Origin of the sequence: Mycolicibacter senuensis (assembly GCF_002101885.1) — a bacterium.
In the GTDB taxonomy this organism is placed as follows: domain Bacteria; phylum Actinomycetota; class Actinomycetes; order Mycobacteriales; family Mycobacteriaceae; genus Mycobacterium; species Mycobacterium senuense.
The window spans coordinates 197,350-210,088 of record NZ_LQPS01000031.1; the positions used below are offsets into that span (position 1 = coordinate 197,350).

9 protein-coding genes are annotated in these 12,739 nt (G+C 69.0%); 6 read left to right on the forward strand and 3 right to left on the reverse strand.

The features are described from left to right. Positions 1–6 precede the first annotated feature (6 nt). A complete protein-coding gene (locus tag AWC24_RS08220) occupies positions 7–2,346 on the forward strand; it encodes a Tex family protein (protein WP_085083768.1) in 2,340 nt (779 codons plus the stop codon). A 9-nt stretch (positions 2,347–2,355) separates the two neighbouring features. Further along, a complete protein-coding gene (locus tag AWC24_RS08225; protein ID WP_109560368.1) occupies positions 2,356–3,747 on the forward strand; it encodes an FAD-binding oxidoreductase in 1,392 nt (463 codons plus the stop codon). Positions 3,748–3,765: 18 nt separating this feature from the next. Here the strand turns inward: AWC24_RS08225 and AWC24_RS08230 are convergent, their stop codons facing one another. After that, complete coding sequence (locus AWC24_RS08230) at positions 3,766–4,014, reverse strand: hypothetical protein (RefSeq protein ID WP_085083770.1); 249 nt, start codon at positions 4,012–4,014, stop codon at positions 3,766–3,768. A gap of 621 nt (positions 4,015–4,635) precedes the next feature. On the opposite strand from AWC24_RS08230, the gene AWC24_RS08235 reads away from it, so the two are divergent. The 3 genes from AWC24_RS08235 (at position 4,636) to AWC24_RS08245 (ending at position 9,687) form a co-directional block, all read left to right on the forward strand. Further along, positions 4,636–5,580: a PASTA domain-containing protein gene (locus tag AWC24_RS08235; protein WP_163705353.1), complete on the forward strand. Its 945-nt coding sequence runs from the start codon at positions 4,636–4,638 to the stop codon at positions 5,578–5,580. Beyond that, entirely contained in the window at positions 5,580–7,997 is a 2,418-nt protein-coding gene (locus AWC24_RS08240) for a VWA domain-containing protein (protein WP_085083774.1), read from the forward strand. Before AWC24_RS08235 ends, AWC24_RS08240 begins: the two co-directional genes overlap by 1 nt. A gap of 118 nt (positions 7,998–8,115) precedes the next feature. Further along, on the forward strand, positions 8,116–9,687 hold the full coding sequence (locus AWC24_RS08245) for an acetolactate synthase large subunit (RefSeq protein ID WP_085083776.1): 1,572 nt from the start codon (positions 8,116–8,118) through the stop codon (positions 9,685–9,687). A 10-nt stretch (positions 9,688–9,697) separates the two neighbouring features. On the opposite strand, the gene AWC24_RS08250 is transcribed toward AWC24_RS08245, so the two are convergent. Both AWC24_RS08250 and AWC24_RS08255 read right to left on the reverse strand, forming a co-directional pair. Next, the gene (locus tag AWC24_RS08250; protein WP_085083778.1) at positions 9,698–10,345 is read right to left on the reverse strand and encodes a cutinase family protein; all 648 of its coding nucleotides are present in this window, start codon (positions 10,343–10,345) and stop codon (positions 9,698–9,700) included. Between the two features lie 169 nt (positions 10,346–10,514). Beyond that, a complete protein-coding gene (locus tag AWC24_RS08255) occupies positions 10,515–11,189 on the reverse strand; it encodes a cutinase family protein (RefSeq protein WP_085083780.1) in 675 nt (224 codons plus the stop codon). Positions 11,190–11,630: 441 nt separating this feature from the next. Here AWC24_RS08255 and AWC24_RS08260 point away from each other — a divergent pair. Beyond that, a partial coding sequence (locus AWC24_RS08260) for an Hsp70 family protein (RefSeq protein ID WP_165757722.1) occupies positions 11,631–12,739 on the forward strand: 1,109 nt, incomplete at its 3' end.

Below are 12,739 nucleotides of genomic sequence, written 5' to 3' on the forward strand. Positions count from 1 at the left end.
GTCGGCGTGACCGCGAACCTCGCCCTCAAACCGGTAAGCGCCCGCCTCGCCGATGAATTGGCGGTGGCAGAGCGACAGGTCGCCGCGGCTGTCGCGTTGCTCGACGAGGGGGCGACGGTGCCGTTCATCGCCCGCTACCGCAAGGAGGTCACCGGCAGCCTGGACGACGGGCAGCTGCGAACTCTCGAGGAGCGGCTGCGGTACCTGCGTGAACTCGATGACCGCCGGGCCGCCGTGCTGGCCTCGATCGAGGAACAGGGCAAGCTCACCGATGAGCTCAGCACCGCGCTGTTGGCCGCCGACACCAAGGCGCGGGTCGAGGACATCTACCTGCCGTACAAGCCGAAGCGCCGCACCAAGGCGCAGATCGCCCGCGAGTCCGGTCTGGAACCGCTTGCCGACCGGTTGCTGGCCGACCCGACGCTGGACCCGCAACAGCTCGCCGGGGAATTCACCGGGGAGGACGTCGCCGACGCCGCGGCGGCGCTGGTGGGCGCGCGTGCCATCCTGGTCGAGCGCGCCGCCGAGGACGCCGAACTGGTGGGGGCCGTGCGGGAGAAGTTCTGGTCCTGCGGGTCGCTGCGGACCACGCCCCGGTCTGAGGATGCTGCGAAAAGTGCTGCCGCGCAAAAATTCCGCGACTATTTCGAGTTCAGCGAGGCGTTGGAGACGATGCCGTCGCACCGGGTGCTGGCGGTGCTGCGCGGCGAGAAGGAGGAGGCCCTGGCGTTGTCCTTCGGCGGCGGCGACGCCGAGCCCTATCAGGCGATGGTGGCCAAGTCGCTGGGCGTGGACATGGCCGCTTCCGGCCGGGCGACGCCCTGGCTGGCCGAGACGGTGCGGTGGGCGTGGGAGACCCGGCTGGCGTTCTCGGCCGCCGTCGATGCCCGGATGCGGCTGAAGCAACGCGCCGAATCCGATGCGGTGAGGGTGTTCGCCACGAACCTCAAGGACCTGCTGCTCGCGGCCCCGGCCGGCAACCGCACCACCCTCGGGCTGGACCCGGGGTTTCGCACCGGCGTCAAGGTGGCCGTGGTGGACGGCACCGGAAAGGTGCTCGACACCTGCGCGGTCTTCCCGCACCAGCCGCAACGGCAGTGGGATCAGGCCAAAGCGATGCTGGCCGCGCTGATCGCCCGGCACGATGTGGACCTGATCGCCGTCGGCAACGGCACCGCGTCGCGGGAGACCGATGCCCTGGCCGGCGAGCTGATCGCCGACCTCAAGGCCGCCGGCGCCGCCGCGCCGGTCAAGGCGATGGTCAGCGAGGCCGGCGCCTCGGTCTATTCGGCGTCGGCTTACGCCGCACACGAACTACCCGACCTCGACGTCACGCTGCGCGGGGCGGTGTCGATCGCGCGGCGGCTGCAGGACCCACTGGCCGAGCTGGTCAAGATCGAACCGAAGTCCATCGGCGTCGGCCAGTACCAGCACGATGTTTCGCCGGGAAACCTGGCGCGCAGCCTCGACGCGGTGGTCGAAGACGCCGTGAACGCCGTCGGCGTCGACCTCAACACCGCGTCCGCGCCCCTGCTGGCCAAAGTGTCGGGCGTCTCGGAATCGCTGGCCGAAGCCATCGTGACGCACCGCGAACAGGCCGGGCCGTTCCGGAATCGGGCCGCCCTGCGGGGCGTGCCGAGGTTGGGGCCCAAGGCATTCGAGCAGTGCGCCGGGTTCCTGCGCATCCGCGATGGCGACGACCCGCTGGACTCCTCCGGCGTGCATCCCGAGGCCTACCCGGTGGTCCGCCGGATCCTGGACCGCGCGGGCGTCGCACTGGCCGAGATCATCGGCGACGAACGACTGTTGCGGTCGCTGCGGCCCGCCGATTTCGCCGACGACCGTTTCGGGGTCCCGACGGTGACCGACATCCTCGCCGAGTTGGAGAAACCGGGCCGCGACCCGCGCCCGGCATTCGCCACGGCGACGTTTGCCGCGGGTGTGGAGAAGGTGGCCGACCTGAAGGTGGGCATGGTTCTGGAAGGGGTGGTGACCAACGTCGCCGCCTTCGGTGCCTTCGTCGACGTCGGAGTCCATCAGGACGGCCTGGTGCACGTCTCGGCGATGGCGGACCGTTTCGTCTCCGACCCGCACGAGGTGGTCCGTTCCGGCCAGGTGGTGAAGGTCAAGGTCGTCGACGTCGATGTCGACCGTCAGCGGATCGGGCTCAGCCTTCGACTGCGGGACAAGCCGGATCGCGGTTCGGCCGCCAAACCGGCTGCGGGCCGCGACACCGGCAAGCAGAATCGGGAGCGGCGGCCCGGTAACGGTGCCGGGCGCCGGGACGCGGCCCCGGCCGGCGGGTCGATGGCCCAGGCGCTGCGGGACGCCGGATTCGGAAAGTGAGGGGCCGGCATGGGCATGCTGGACAGCGCGCAGGCCGACGCCACCCATCGATTCGCCGACATCGTCGGCGCGGCCGCCCTGCTCACCGGTGAGCAGATCGGCCCCGATTACGCCCACGACGAGGCACTGGTCGGAGCGCCGGTGGCACCGCGCTACGTCGCCCGCCCGCAGACCGCCGAACAGGTCGCGGCGCTGCTGGCCACCGCGACCGACGCCAAGATCCCGGTGACCGCCCGCGGGTCGGGCACCGGGCTGTCGGCGGGCGCGCGACCGTGCGCCGACGGCCTGCTGATCTCCTTCGAGAAGATGGCGGCCATCCTCGAGATCGACACCGACAACCAGGTCGCCGTGCTGCAGCCGGGGGTCACGCTGGCCGACCTCGACACCGCAACCGCCCCGGCCGGGTTGATGTACACCGTCTTCCCCGGGGAGCTGTCGGCCAGTGTCGGCGGCAACGTCGGCACCAACGCCGGCGGCATGCGCGCGGTCAAATACGGGGTGACCCGCCACAACGTGCTCGGACTGCAAGCGGCGCTGCCGACCGGCGAGCTGATCCGCACCGGCGGCCGGATCACCAAACTGTCCACCGGCTACGACCTGACCCAGCTGATCATCGGCTCCGAGGGAACCTGCGCGCTGGCCACCGAGATCACGGTGCGGCTCTACCCGCGGCTGGCTCACTCGGCGACGTTGCTGGCGCCGTTCGCCGACCTGCCCGCGGTGATGCGCGCGGTGCCGACGGTGGTACGCCGCGGCGTGGACCCGGTGATCCTGGAATACGTCGACAAACTCACCCTGGCCGCGATCAGCTACGCACAGCAGCTCAACCTGGGCATCCCCGACGAGGTCCGTGACAGCGCCGAAGCGCACCTGGTGATAGGTGTGGAGAACCGCGACCATGACCGTCTCGACGACGACGTGGCGATGCTGGGCGAACTGCTGGGCTCGCTGGGGGCGGTCGATGTCTATGTACTGGAAGGAAACTCGGCGCACGCGCTGATCGAGGCGCGCGAGAAGGCGTTCTGGACGGCCAAGGCCGCCGGCGCCCACGACGTCATCGACGTGGTGGTTCCGCGTGCGGTCATGCACGAGTTCTTCACCCGGGCACAGGAATCCGCGCAAGCGGCGGGCGCGGGCGTGGTCGGATGCGGGCACGCCGGAGACGGCAACGTGCACCTGGCGGTGTTCTGCGCCGACGACGACGTCCGGCACCGACTGCTCCACGACATCTTCGCGGCGGCGATGGCGTTGGGCGGTGCGATCTCCGGTGAGCACGGCCTCGGGCGGGCCAAGACGCAACACTTCCTGGAATTGGAGGATCCGGTCAAGATCGCGCTGATGCGCCGGATCAAGGATGCCTTCGACCCCGCCGGGATCCTCAATCCCGGCGTGCTTCTCTAGCACGACATCGCGACCGGGTCATCCCGCACCGGCACGGCGCCGCCACCGGGTGTTGTCCCAGCGCCGGACGCCGATCACGCCGACCGCCGCAAGAGTCGCACCGGCCAGCATCGCCAACACCGGCCAGTACCCGCGCCAGAGCCAACCGTGGTAGTTCCAGTGTGAGTCGAATCGAAGGCTGACGAACAGCCAGCAGAACAGCCAAAGGCCCATCAGCCCGGCGCAGCCGTAACCGAGTCTGGCCGGGTTGACCAGCCGGCGCACCACGCCCGCGTTCCGTCGGGCCGATTCCCCGGCACGTTGGGCGGTCGCCCACAAGCGTGCCGGCCCGTCACTGCCCGGTTCCGTCGTCGCAGTCGGGGGAGGTGCCGGGCCCGGCGCAGCAATATGCCGCTCCGTTTTCACCAGATCGTCACGGCGGATGTGCGGTGCGGGCACGGGCGCCGGCGAGACGGCGGCGAAAGTCTCGGTGGCCTGGTCGTCGCGGTAGATCCGCGGTGCCGGCGCGGCGAAGCGGCGGCCGGGAGGCGGAGTCCGAAGTCGCCGCGTCGGTGCGTCTTCACGCGGCTTGGCGACCCGCGGCGATGTGTCATCCCAGAAGACCCAACCGGGCGGTGGTGGCCCCCACGACGGGTCGGGTTTCCAATCGGGTCCCGGCTCCCATCCGGGCGGCGGAGTCGGCCAATTCGGTGGTGAGTGGAATGGCACTGGGACTCTCCCTTGCCGGACATCGGCAAATTGTGTGTACGAGGTTGCGGAGGCCGAACACTTGTCCGTGGATTTGTGGTTAACTTCGTGAACATGTTGCCAGATTCGGATCCCGATGCGGCGAAAACTGAAGTCGTGCCGGTCGTTCCGTCCGGTCGCCGGCCGTCCCGGCTGGTCCGAATGAAATGGCCCGCCCTGGTCACGGGGCTGCTGCTCGCCGGCGCCGCCATCACCTACCTGCTGATTCCGCCGATGATCGTCGGCGACAAGGCGGTCAAGATCGATCCGGCAGACCTCGTCGCCGCGCAGCAGCGCCAGAGCCAGCCGATGCCGTCCCTGCTCGGCCTGCAGCGCGACATCGCCCAAACGGTGCTCGCCGACGCGGGGCTCGCCGATCGGAAGACCACGGTCGTCGAGCAACCCGCAGCCGGACCGGTCGGGCTGATCGTCAGTCAGCAGCCGTCGGTGGGCACCGCCGACGTAGACGGCATCGAGCTGACCGTGTCCAGTCCGGCGCCGATGCCCGAACTGGTGGGCAAGAACGCCGGCGAAGGGCGCACCGCGCTGGAGAAACTCGGTGCCGTCGTCCAGACGCAGCGTCGTGTCGATCCGGGCGTACCGCGCGGCCAGATCGTCGAAACCATCCCTGCCGCAGGGGAGATCATGCCCACCGTGGTGACGTTGGCGGTGGCCGATCCCGGCGATGCGCTCACGCTGGCGTCGGTGCGCGGCGTGACGTCCAGCTCCTGCTCGGCCGCGACCGGTGGCACCGTGAACGGGAAGCCGGTGGGTGACAGCGTGGTATGCAAACCCGGGAGCAAACCCGCCGGGATCGAATACAACCTGGCCCGTAACGCGATGGCGTTCGAGGCGACGGTCGGCACCGATGACGCCAAGGGCGCCGGCGGGGCGACGGTCAAGATTTTCGCGGACGATCAGCCGCTGGCGACCGTTGGTGTCGGGCTCGGGCACTCCGAACCGGTCCACGTCGACCTGAGCGGCCGGCTGCGGCTGCGGATCGAGGTCAGCACCGATGATCCCGACCGGGCACCCACCGTGGTGCTCGGTGACGCTCGGCTGCTGGGCCTGCCCGAGGGGCTGGACGTCATCGCGGGCCAGCGCTGATGCGGACCATGCTGCGGCTGCTGCTGACGCTCGCGATCGTGGGCCTGACGGCCATTGCCCCGCTCGCCGCGCCGCACGCAACCGCTGGCCCCGGCGACCAATCCTGGACCAACACCTCCTACCAGCCGGTGCTGGTCGTGTTGGACACGTCCAGCTCGATGAGCGAGGACTCCGGTGACGGCACCCCCCGAATCGACGCGGCGCGCCACGCGGTGCGTGAACTGGCCAACTCGCTGGATCCGAATTCACCGTTCGGCATGCTCGCCTACCCCGGTCGCAACTCCCGCAGTGTCGACGGCTGCGTGCAGGGCCGAGTCGAGGTCGCGGTGAAGGACAAAGTCCACCTGGCCGATGTCTCGGCCGCGCTGCGCCAACTCAGCCCCGACGGTGACACCCCGACCGGACCGGCGTTGACGCAGGCCGCCGGTCTGCTCAAGGCCAAAGGTGCCGGGCACGGCACCATCGTGTTGGTCAGCGACGGCGAATCCAACTGCGGCGCACCGCCGTGCGAGGTGGCCAAGAAGCTGTCGTCGGAGGGCTTCGAGGTCGTCGTCAACACCGTCGGGTTCCGTATCAGCGACGAGGGCGCCCGGGAGCTGCGGTGCATCTCGAACACCACCGGCGGCAAATACATCGATGCGACCGATCCGACCCAGTTGAATAACGCACTGCAGGACAGCTTTGCGCGCCTGGAGTTGACGGTGTCGGTACCCAAGGAGTTGGCCGCCGTCAGCGGCACCAGCGGTGGCACCCCGGTGCGGCTGACCGTGCAGAACACCGGGCTGGTGCCGGCCCAGGACGTGCGGGTGTCGCTGGACTTCCGCAGCGCCGACGACAAACCCGGCGTGGTCCTGGTACCCCGGCCGGTGCGCTTCCTGGGCAACCTGAGCCACGGAATTCCCCAGCCCATCGACATCACGGTACGGCCGAGCCCGGAACAGGCCAACGCGCAGTTCAGCTGGATCGCCGTGGCGACCGCGGCCAACGCCGCGCCGGTGGTCAAGACCGGCAAGGTCACCGTAGTCGAGCCGTTCGGCCACCTCACCGGGCTGCTGGCGGGCATCACCGACGTGGCGATCCTCGGTGACTCGTACTCGTCGGGTGAGGGCGCCTACGGAACGTATCTGCCGGGCACCGATGACAAAGAGAAGAATCTGTGTCACCGGTCGGCGAAAACCTACGGCCGGGTGCTTTTCCCCGACGCCCAGATCATCGCCTGCTCAGGTGCGACGATCAACGAGTTCTACCAGGACCAGAAGAGCGAAAAAGCCGAATATCACCTGGTGGTACCCCAGCTGATGAAACTGCTGGGACGAACTCCGCCACAGGCCGTCCTGATGAGCATCGGTGGCAACGACGCCCTGTTCGGCCCCATCCTCACCAAGTGCGCCACGCCGCAAAATACGCACAGTTCCATGACTGTCTCAATGCCGAAATTCACCAACTGTCAAGATGAACTGCTCGCCGACGGCAACACCGTCAAAGATGACATCACCGCGTGGATTGCATCAATGGCCAATGATCTGAGCGGGGTCTACCGTGACGTCGATCGCGCCATCAACGATTCGGAATCGCGCGCAATGCGCGGCGGCGGTGTGGCGCCGATCGTCGTCGTCCCCTACCCGCGGATCATCCCCACGAAGGCCTCGAAGCGTTTCGATGGTTGCTTCGCAGATGTCAGCCACGCAGAGTCGGACTTCCTCAACGACTACATCGATCAACTCAACGACACCATCGCAGCCTCGGTCGCAGCGCTGCAGAACGACCGTGTCCCGGTGTATTTCGCCACCGACGTCATCGAGGCCTTCCAGCCGGATCACACGATCTGCGACAGCCAGGACCGCTACGCCAACACGGTCAGCTTCGGTGACGTCACGACGTTGGTGCACATGAAGGACCCGGAGATGGCGCACCCGAATGTGGCCGGATATGCGGCGATGGCTCGGGCCATCTCCGCGTGGTCGGCCCGCCAGGCGCCCATCGCCGATCCCGCCCTGCCGCCGGACTGGTCGAGCCGCACCGAGACGAAACAGGCTCACGGTAAGAAACTGTCGTTAGGTGACCTTGCCGCCGCGGGGGGACGAAAAAGCGTCTTCGGTGACGGTTACGAGCCCGGTAGCGAGGTGATCCTCCGAGTGGACTCCGCGCCCCGGATGGTCGGCTCTGCCGTCGTCGACGACGACGGTAATGTGCACGCCGACATCGTCATTCCGATCGATACACCGCCTGGCACGCATCACATCCGGATGTGGGGTTTCGGTGTCGACGGTGCACTGCGTGAGCAATCCATCCGGGTGCGGGTGCTGCCGCCGCATGCGCTGGCTGCACTTGTCGGGCTGGTCGTCAGCGTCGGGCTGATCTCGGTGGCGGCCGCCGGCATGGTCGCCGGCAGGCGGGCGCGCGGCCGCGGTGAGTGAGCAGCCCGGGGACGCCGGTTTCGCCCCGGCGGCTCGGCACGGTGTGGCAGCGATCTAGCCTGAGCGGCGTGGCCCGGTGTGCAACCGGGCATTCGGTCTCGGTAGGAAAGGCAGCCTCATGACCAACGGAGCACAGGCCCTGATCACCACCCTGGTCGACAGCGGCGTGCAGGTCTGCTTCGCCAACCCCGGCACCTCCGAGATGCATTTCGTGGCCGCGCTGGACTCGGTTCCGCAGATGCGCGGGGTGCTGTGCCTGTTCGAAGGGGTGGTGACCGGCGCGGCCGACGGCTATGCCCGCATCGCCGGAAAGCCGGCGGCCACCCTGCTGCACCTGGGGCCCGGGCTCAGTAACGGCCTGGCCAACCTGCACAATGCCCGCCGCGCGCACGTTCCGGTGGTCAACGTCATTGGCGACCACGCCACCTACCACAAGAAGTACGACGCACCACTGGAGTCCGACATCGAGCCGCTGACCGACTGGACTCACGGCTGGGTGCGTCGCACCGGCGCCGGGACCGAGATCGGCCGGGATGCGGCCGAAGCGGTGGCCGCCTCGATGGCCAGTCCGGCGCAGGTGGCCAACCTGATCCTGCCGGCCGACATCTCCTGGGACGACGGGGCGCAGGCGGCCGGACCGGTCGAACCGGTCGCCGCGGCCGCCCCCGACGCCCATGCCGTCGCCGAGATCGCCGATGTGCTGCGCAGCGGCGAGCCCGTGGCGCTGCTGATCGGTGGCCCGGCGGTCGCCGACGTGTCGGCACTGCAGGCCACCGACCGGATCGCCGCCGCGACCGGAGCCCGCGCGCTGGTCGAGACCTTCCCGGCCCGGTTGGCGCGCGGCGCCGGCGTGCCGGCCATCGACCGGCTCGGCTACCTAGCCGAGCAGGCCGCGTTCCAGCTCGACGGGATCAAGCACCTGGTGGTCGCCGGTACCCGAGCCCCGGTGTCGTTCTTCGCCTACCCCGGCAAACCCAGTGACCTGGTACCCGAAGGTTGTGCGGTGCACCAGTTGGCGGGACTGGAGACGGACGTGTCCGCCGCGCTGGCACAACTTGCCGAGGCGGTGGCGCCCGGGGTGCAGCCGCGGCCCGCGCCCGCTGCCGCCCCGCAACTGCCGGTCGGGGAGCTCACTCCGCAGAACTGGGTGCAGGTGATCGCGGCGCTGCTGCCCGAGGGCGCGATCATCTCCGATGAGTCCAACACCTCGGGCCTGATGCTTCCGGCGGCCACCGCCGGCGCGGCACGGCACGACGTGCTCACCCTCACCGGCGGCGCGATCGGGCAGGGACTCCCGGTCGCCCTGGGCGCTGCGGTCGCCGCTCCGGACCGGCCGGTGATCGCGCTGCAGGCCGACGGCAGCGCGGCCTACACCATCTCGGCGTTGTGGTCGATGGCGCGGGAGAACGCGAATGTGACCACGGTGCTGATCAACAACAGCTCCTACGCGATCCTGCGCATGGAGCTGGCCCGGGTGGGCGCCGAAGCGGAAGGCGGGGGGTACGGCCCCAAAGCGGAAGCACTGCTGGACCTTTCGCGGCCGAACATGGACTTCGCCAAGATCGCCGAGGGTTTCGGAGTGCCGGCGAGTGTGGCGACCAGCTGCGAGGAACTCGCCGACCAGTTCCGCCGGGCACTGGCCGAGCCGGGTCCGCACCTGATCGATGCGCGGATACCGAGCGTGTTCTGACCGAGTCGTACTAACCGCTCGTCAGGCGATTCGCGACGAAGGCGGCGCCCTCGTCCGCCTTGCCGTCCTGCACGTACATCAGGTGCGGGACGACGCTGCCGTGGTCTTCGCAGTAGATGTCGCCCGCCAGGCAGAAGTTGATGGTCTTCGGGTGATACGACGCGGCGAGGACCGGCAGCGGGCCGCCCCACAACGAGGTGGAGTACGGGCTCGACGGCGGGCCGAACAGCGCCACCGCGGCCACATGCTGGGCGACCGCCGGCGGCAGTGAATTGCTGGACATCTCGATCACGCTGGCGCCCTGGGAGTAACCACCGAGCACGAGTTTGGTGTTCGGGCAATTGGCGACGGTGGCCTGGATGCGCGCGGTGGCGTCGCTCTCACCGAGCAGCGCGCTGTTGCGGTAGTCGGTGCTCGCCGGGTAGTCGACGGGGTAGACCGCCACGTCGCGGCCGGGCAGTTGTTCGGTGAGCGAAGCGACGAACGCCTCCCCGACGTCACCGAGCCCGACGGGCTGCCCGGAGCCGCGCGCGAACACCACCTCGGTGTCCGGGCAGGGCTCGGCGGCGGCGGCCGGAATGCCCGCCGGCGCGACCAGCAGGGTCCCCATCAGCATCACCGCGGCAGTGACGGTGCGAACAGTGTCACGCAAGGTCATGCTCAAATGCTGACATGCCGCGGTCGCCCGACCGGTCCGCGGGTCGGTATTCAGCGCCGTGCCGACCCGGCCGGGTCCTCGACCGTGCCCGGCCAACCGCAGCCGGCGGACACCGTCGGCGGCGTGACCAGCAAACCGCAATACCGGCGGTGCGCTGCGAACACCGTGGTTACAGCCGGTTTGCCGCGTATGCTGCGCCCTCGTCGACGATTCCGTCGTAGGCGCCGGGGGCGTGGGCCGCGAAATTCATTCCCTCGGAGCAGACCGGGTCTTCCGGCGCGCACAGTTGGATGGTCTTGGCCATGTAGGCCGGACCGATGGCCAGGGGCGGTTGTCCCAGGAAGTTCATCGCCCGCTCGTTCGGGGTCCCGAACAGCACGACGGCGGCGACGTGATCGGCCACTTCGGGGGGCATCGGCCGTGGTACATCCACCCCTTCCACCCCGTCCGGGATGACGTTGGCGGTGGAGAAACCAATCACCGCGGCGCCCTGCGAGAAGCCGCTGAGCACCATCTTGGTCTTGGGGCAATTCGCGGCGGTGGCCTGGATGTGCGCGGTGGCGTCACGGATGCCCTGGATGCCGGTCGGCCAGTCGTTGGTGGCGGGGTAGTCGACGGCATAGACCGCCATGGAGCGCCCGCCGAGCCGGTGCTGCAGCGCATCGACGAACGCTTGCCCGGTCTCACCGACGCCGATCGCTTCATCGGTGCCTCTAGCAAACATTACCTGGACATCCGGGCAGGGCTCGGCAGAGGCGAGGGGAGGGGTGACAGCGGTGCTCTGCAGCAGCCAGGCCAGTGCCGGCACAACACCGAGGGAACGAAGAATCCGACGTGTGTTCACCCGTTCATGGTGGCATAACTCGTGCCGCGACGTAAGCAGACTGTCCTGGGAATTCACGTAATAGCGGAAGCGGTTGACGTGGCATCGCGCTCTGACTCACAGGCCTTGTACAGATTCGGATCATCACCGCACCGACATGCAAGTGAGCGGCCGGTTACCACGGTATGTCGACCCGGTGTCGGCCGGGCGGCAACCGGACTGTGTAGCCGGAGCAAACTCGGAACCGGGCACCGCCACAGAGTGCGGCCAGCCCGGGCACGGCGCGCTGTCAGCGACTGCCGGAAGCAGCGGGCCGGCCGGCGCGGGGGTTGCCGCCGGAACCGTTGCGAGTGGTTCGGCGCACCAATGGCGCTGCAATGCGGGGTAAACCGGACACCCGTCGATAAAATTGCCACGATCCGGTGTGTTCCGATCGCCGGTGGACACCGTGGATGGGACAGCATGGCGCATGACACAGGCCCCGCGATGGGCATGTCTGTCGGAGCGACCACTCTGGCGGCAGTCACCGCCGATCGCGCGATCACCCGCCGGCCGGTGCTCACGCTGTTCCGGGACCGGCCGTCCCAGATCGGCATGCCGTCGGAGAACTCCGTCGGCAGCGTCGACCTGGTCGAACGCGGGCTGGTGGTGACCGATTTCGTCGATCGTGTCGGCGGCCGCGAGCCGGTCGTGGCCGGCGACGGATCCACGCACCGCGCCGAGCAACTGCTCGGCGACGGACTGCACGCGCTGGCTTACGCCGCCACCGAGGGACGCCCGATACCGCCCGCGGTGGCGGTGAGCCATCCGGCCCACTGGTCGCCGGAGGCCATCGGGGCGCTGCGCACCGCCTTGGGGCGGGTGTCGGAATGGGCGCAGCATCCGGTGACGCTGATCTCGGACACCGTTGCGGTGTTGACCGCCCTGCGGTCCAACCCAGGTCTGCCCGACCACGGCATCATCGCGGTGTGCGACTTCGGTGGCAGCGGCAGCAACATCACCCTCGTCGACGCCCGGCGCGAGTACGAACCCATCGGCGCCACCCGCCGCATGACCACGTTCTCCGGTGATGTGATCGACCAGGCGTTGCTCGATCATGTGGTGGCCGATCTGGGCGGCAACAGTGACGGGCCCCCGACGGTCGGATCGTTGACCAGATTGCGCAGCCAGTGCCGTGATGCCAAGGAGCACCTGTCGACGGAGACGGTCGCCGAACTGGCGGGATTCCACGGCGGGGTATGGCTGACCCGCGTAGAACTCGACGAGGCGCTGCGTCAACCGCTCGACGGCTTCTTCACCGCATTACAGGACACGTTGGACGACAACGAGATCGCGCCCGGCGAACTGTCGGCGATCGTGTCGGTTGGTGGCGGGGCCAATATGCCGACCGTCACGAACGGCCTGTCGCAACGCTTCGGGGCCGCCGTCATCAGTTCACCCCGGCCGCAGCTGACGGCGGCCATCGGCGCGGCGCTCAGCGTTGCCGGCAACGTGGTGGCCATGCCGAAGAAAGCTGCGGCGCCCGCCGAGCCGCCACCGCTACCCGAAACCCCGCCGGTCCAGCCCCCGCC

Bases quoted from the DNA above. Each gene is read 5' to 3' on its own strand.
- AWC24_RS08225 (WP_109560368.1), top strand. From the start codon at position 2,356: ATGGGCATGCTGGACAGCGCGCAGGCCGACGCCACCCATCGATTCGCC.
- AWC24_RS08235 (WP_163705353.1), top strand. From the start codon at position 4,636: ATGAAATGGCCCGCCCTGGTCACGGGGCTGCTGCTCGCCGGCGCCGCC.
- AWC24_RS08240 (WP_085083774.1), top strand. From the start codon at position 5,580: ATGCGGACCATGCTGCGGCTGCTGCTGACGCTCGCGATCGTGGGCCTG.
- AWC24_RS08245 (WP_085083776.1), top strand. From the start codon at position 8,116: ATGACCAACGGAGCACAGGCCCTGATCACCACCCTGGTCGACAGCGGC.
- AWC24_RS08250 (WP_085083778.1), bottom strand. From the start codon at position 10,345: ATGACCTTGCGTGACACTGTTCGCACCGTCACTGCCGCGGTGATGCTG.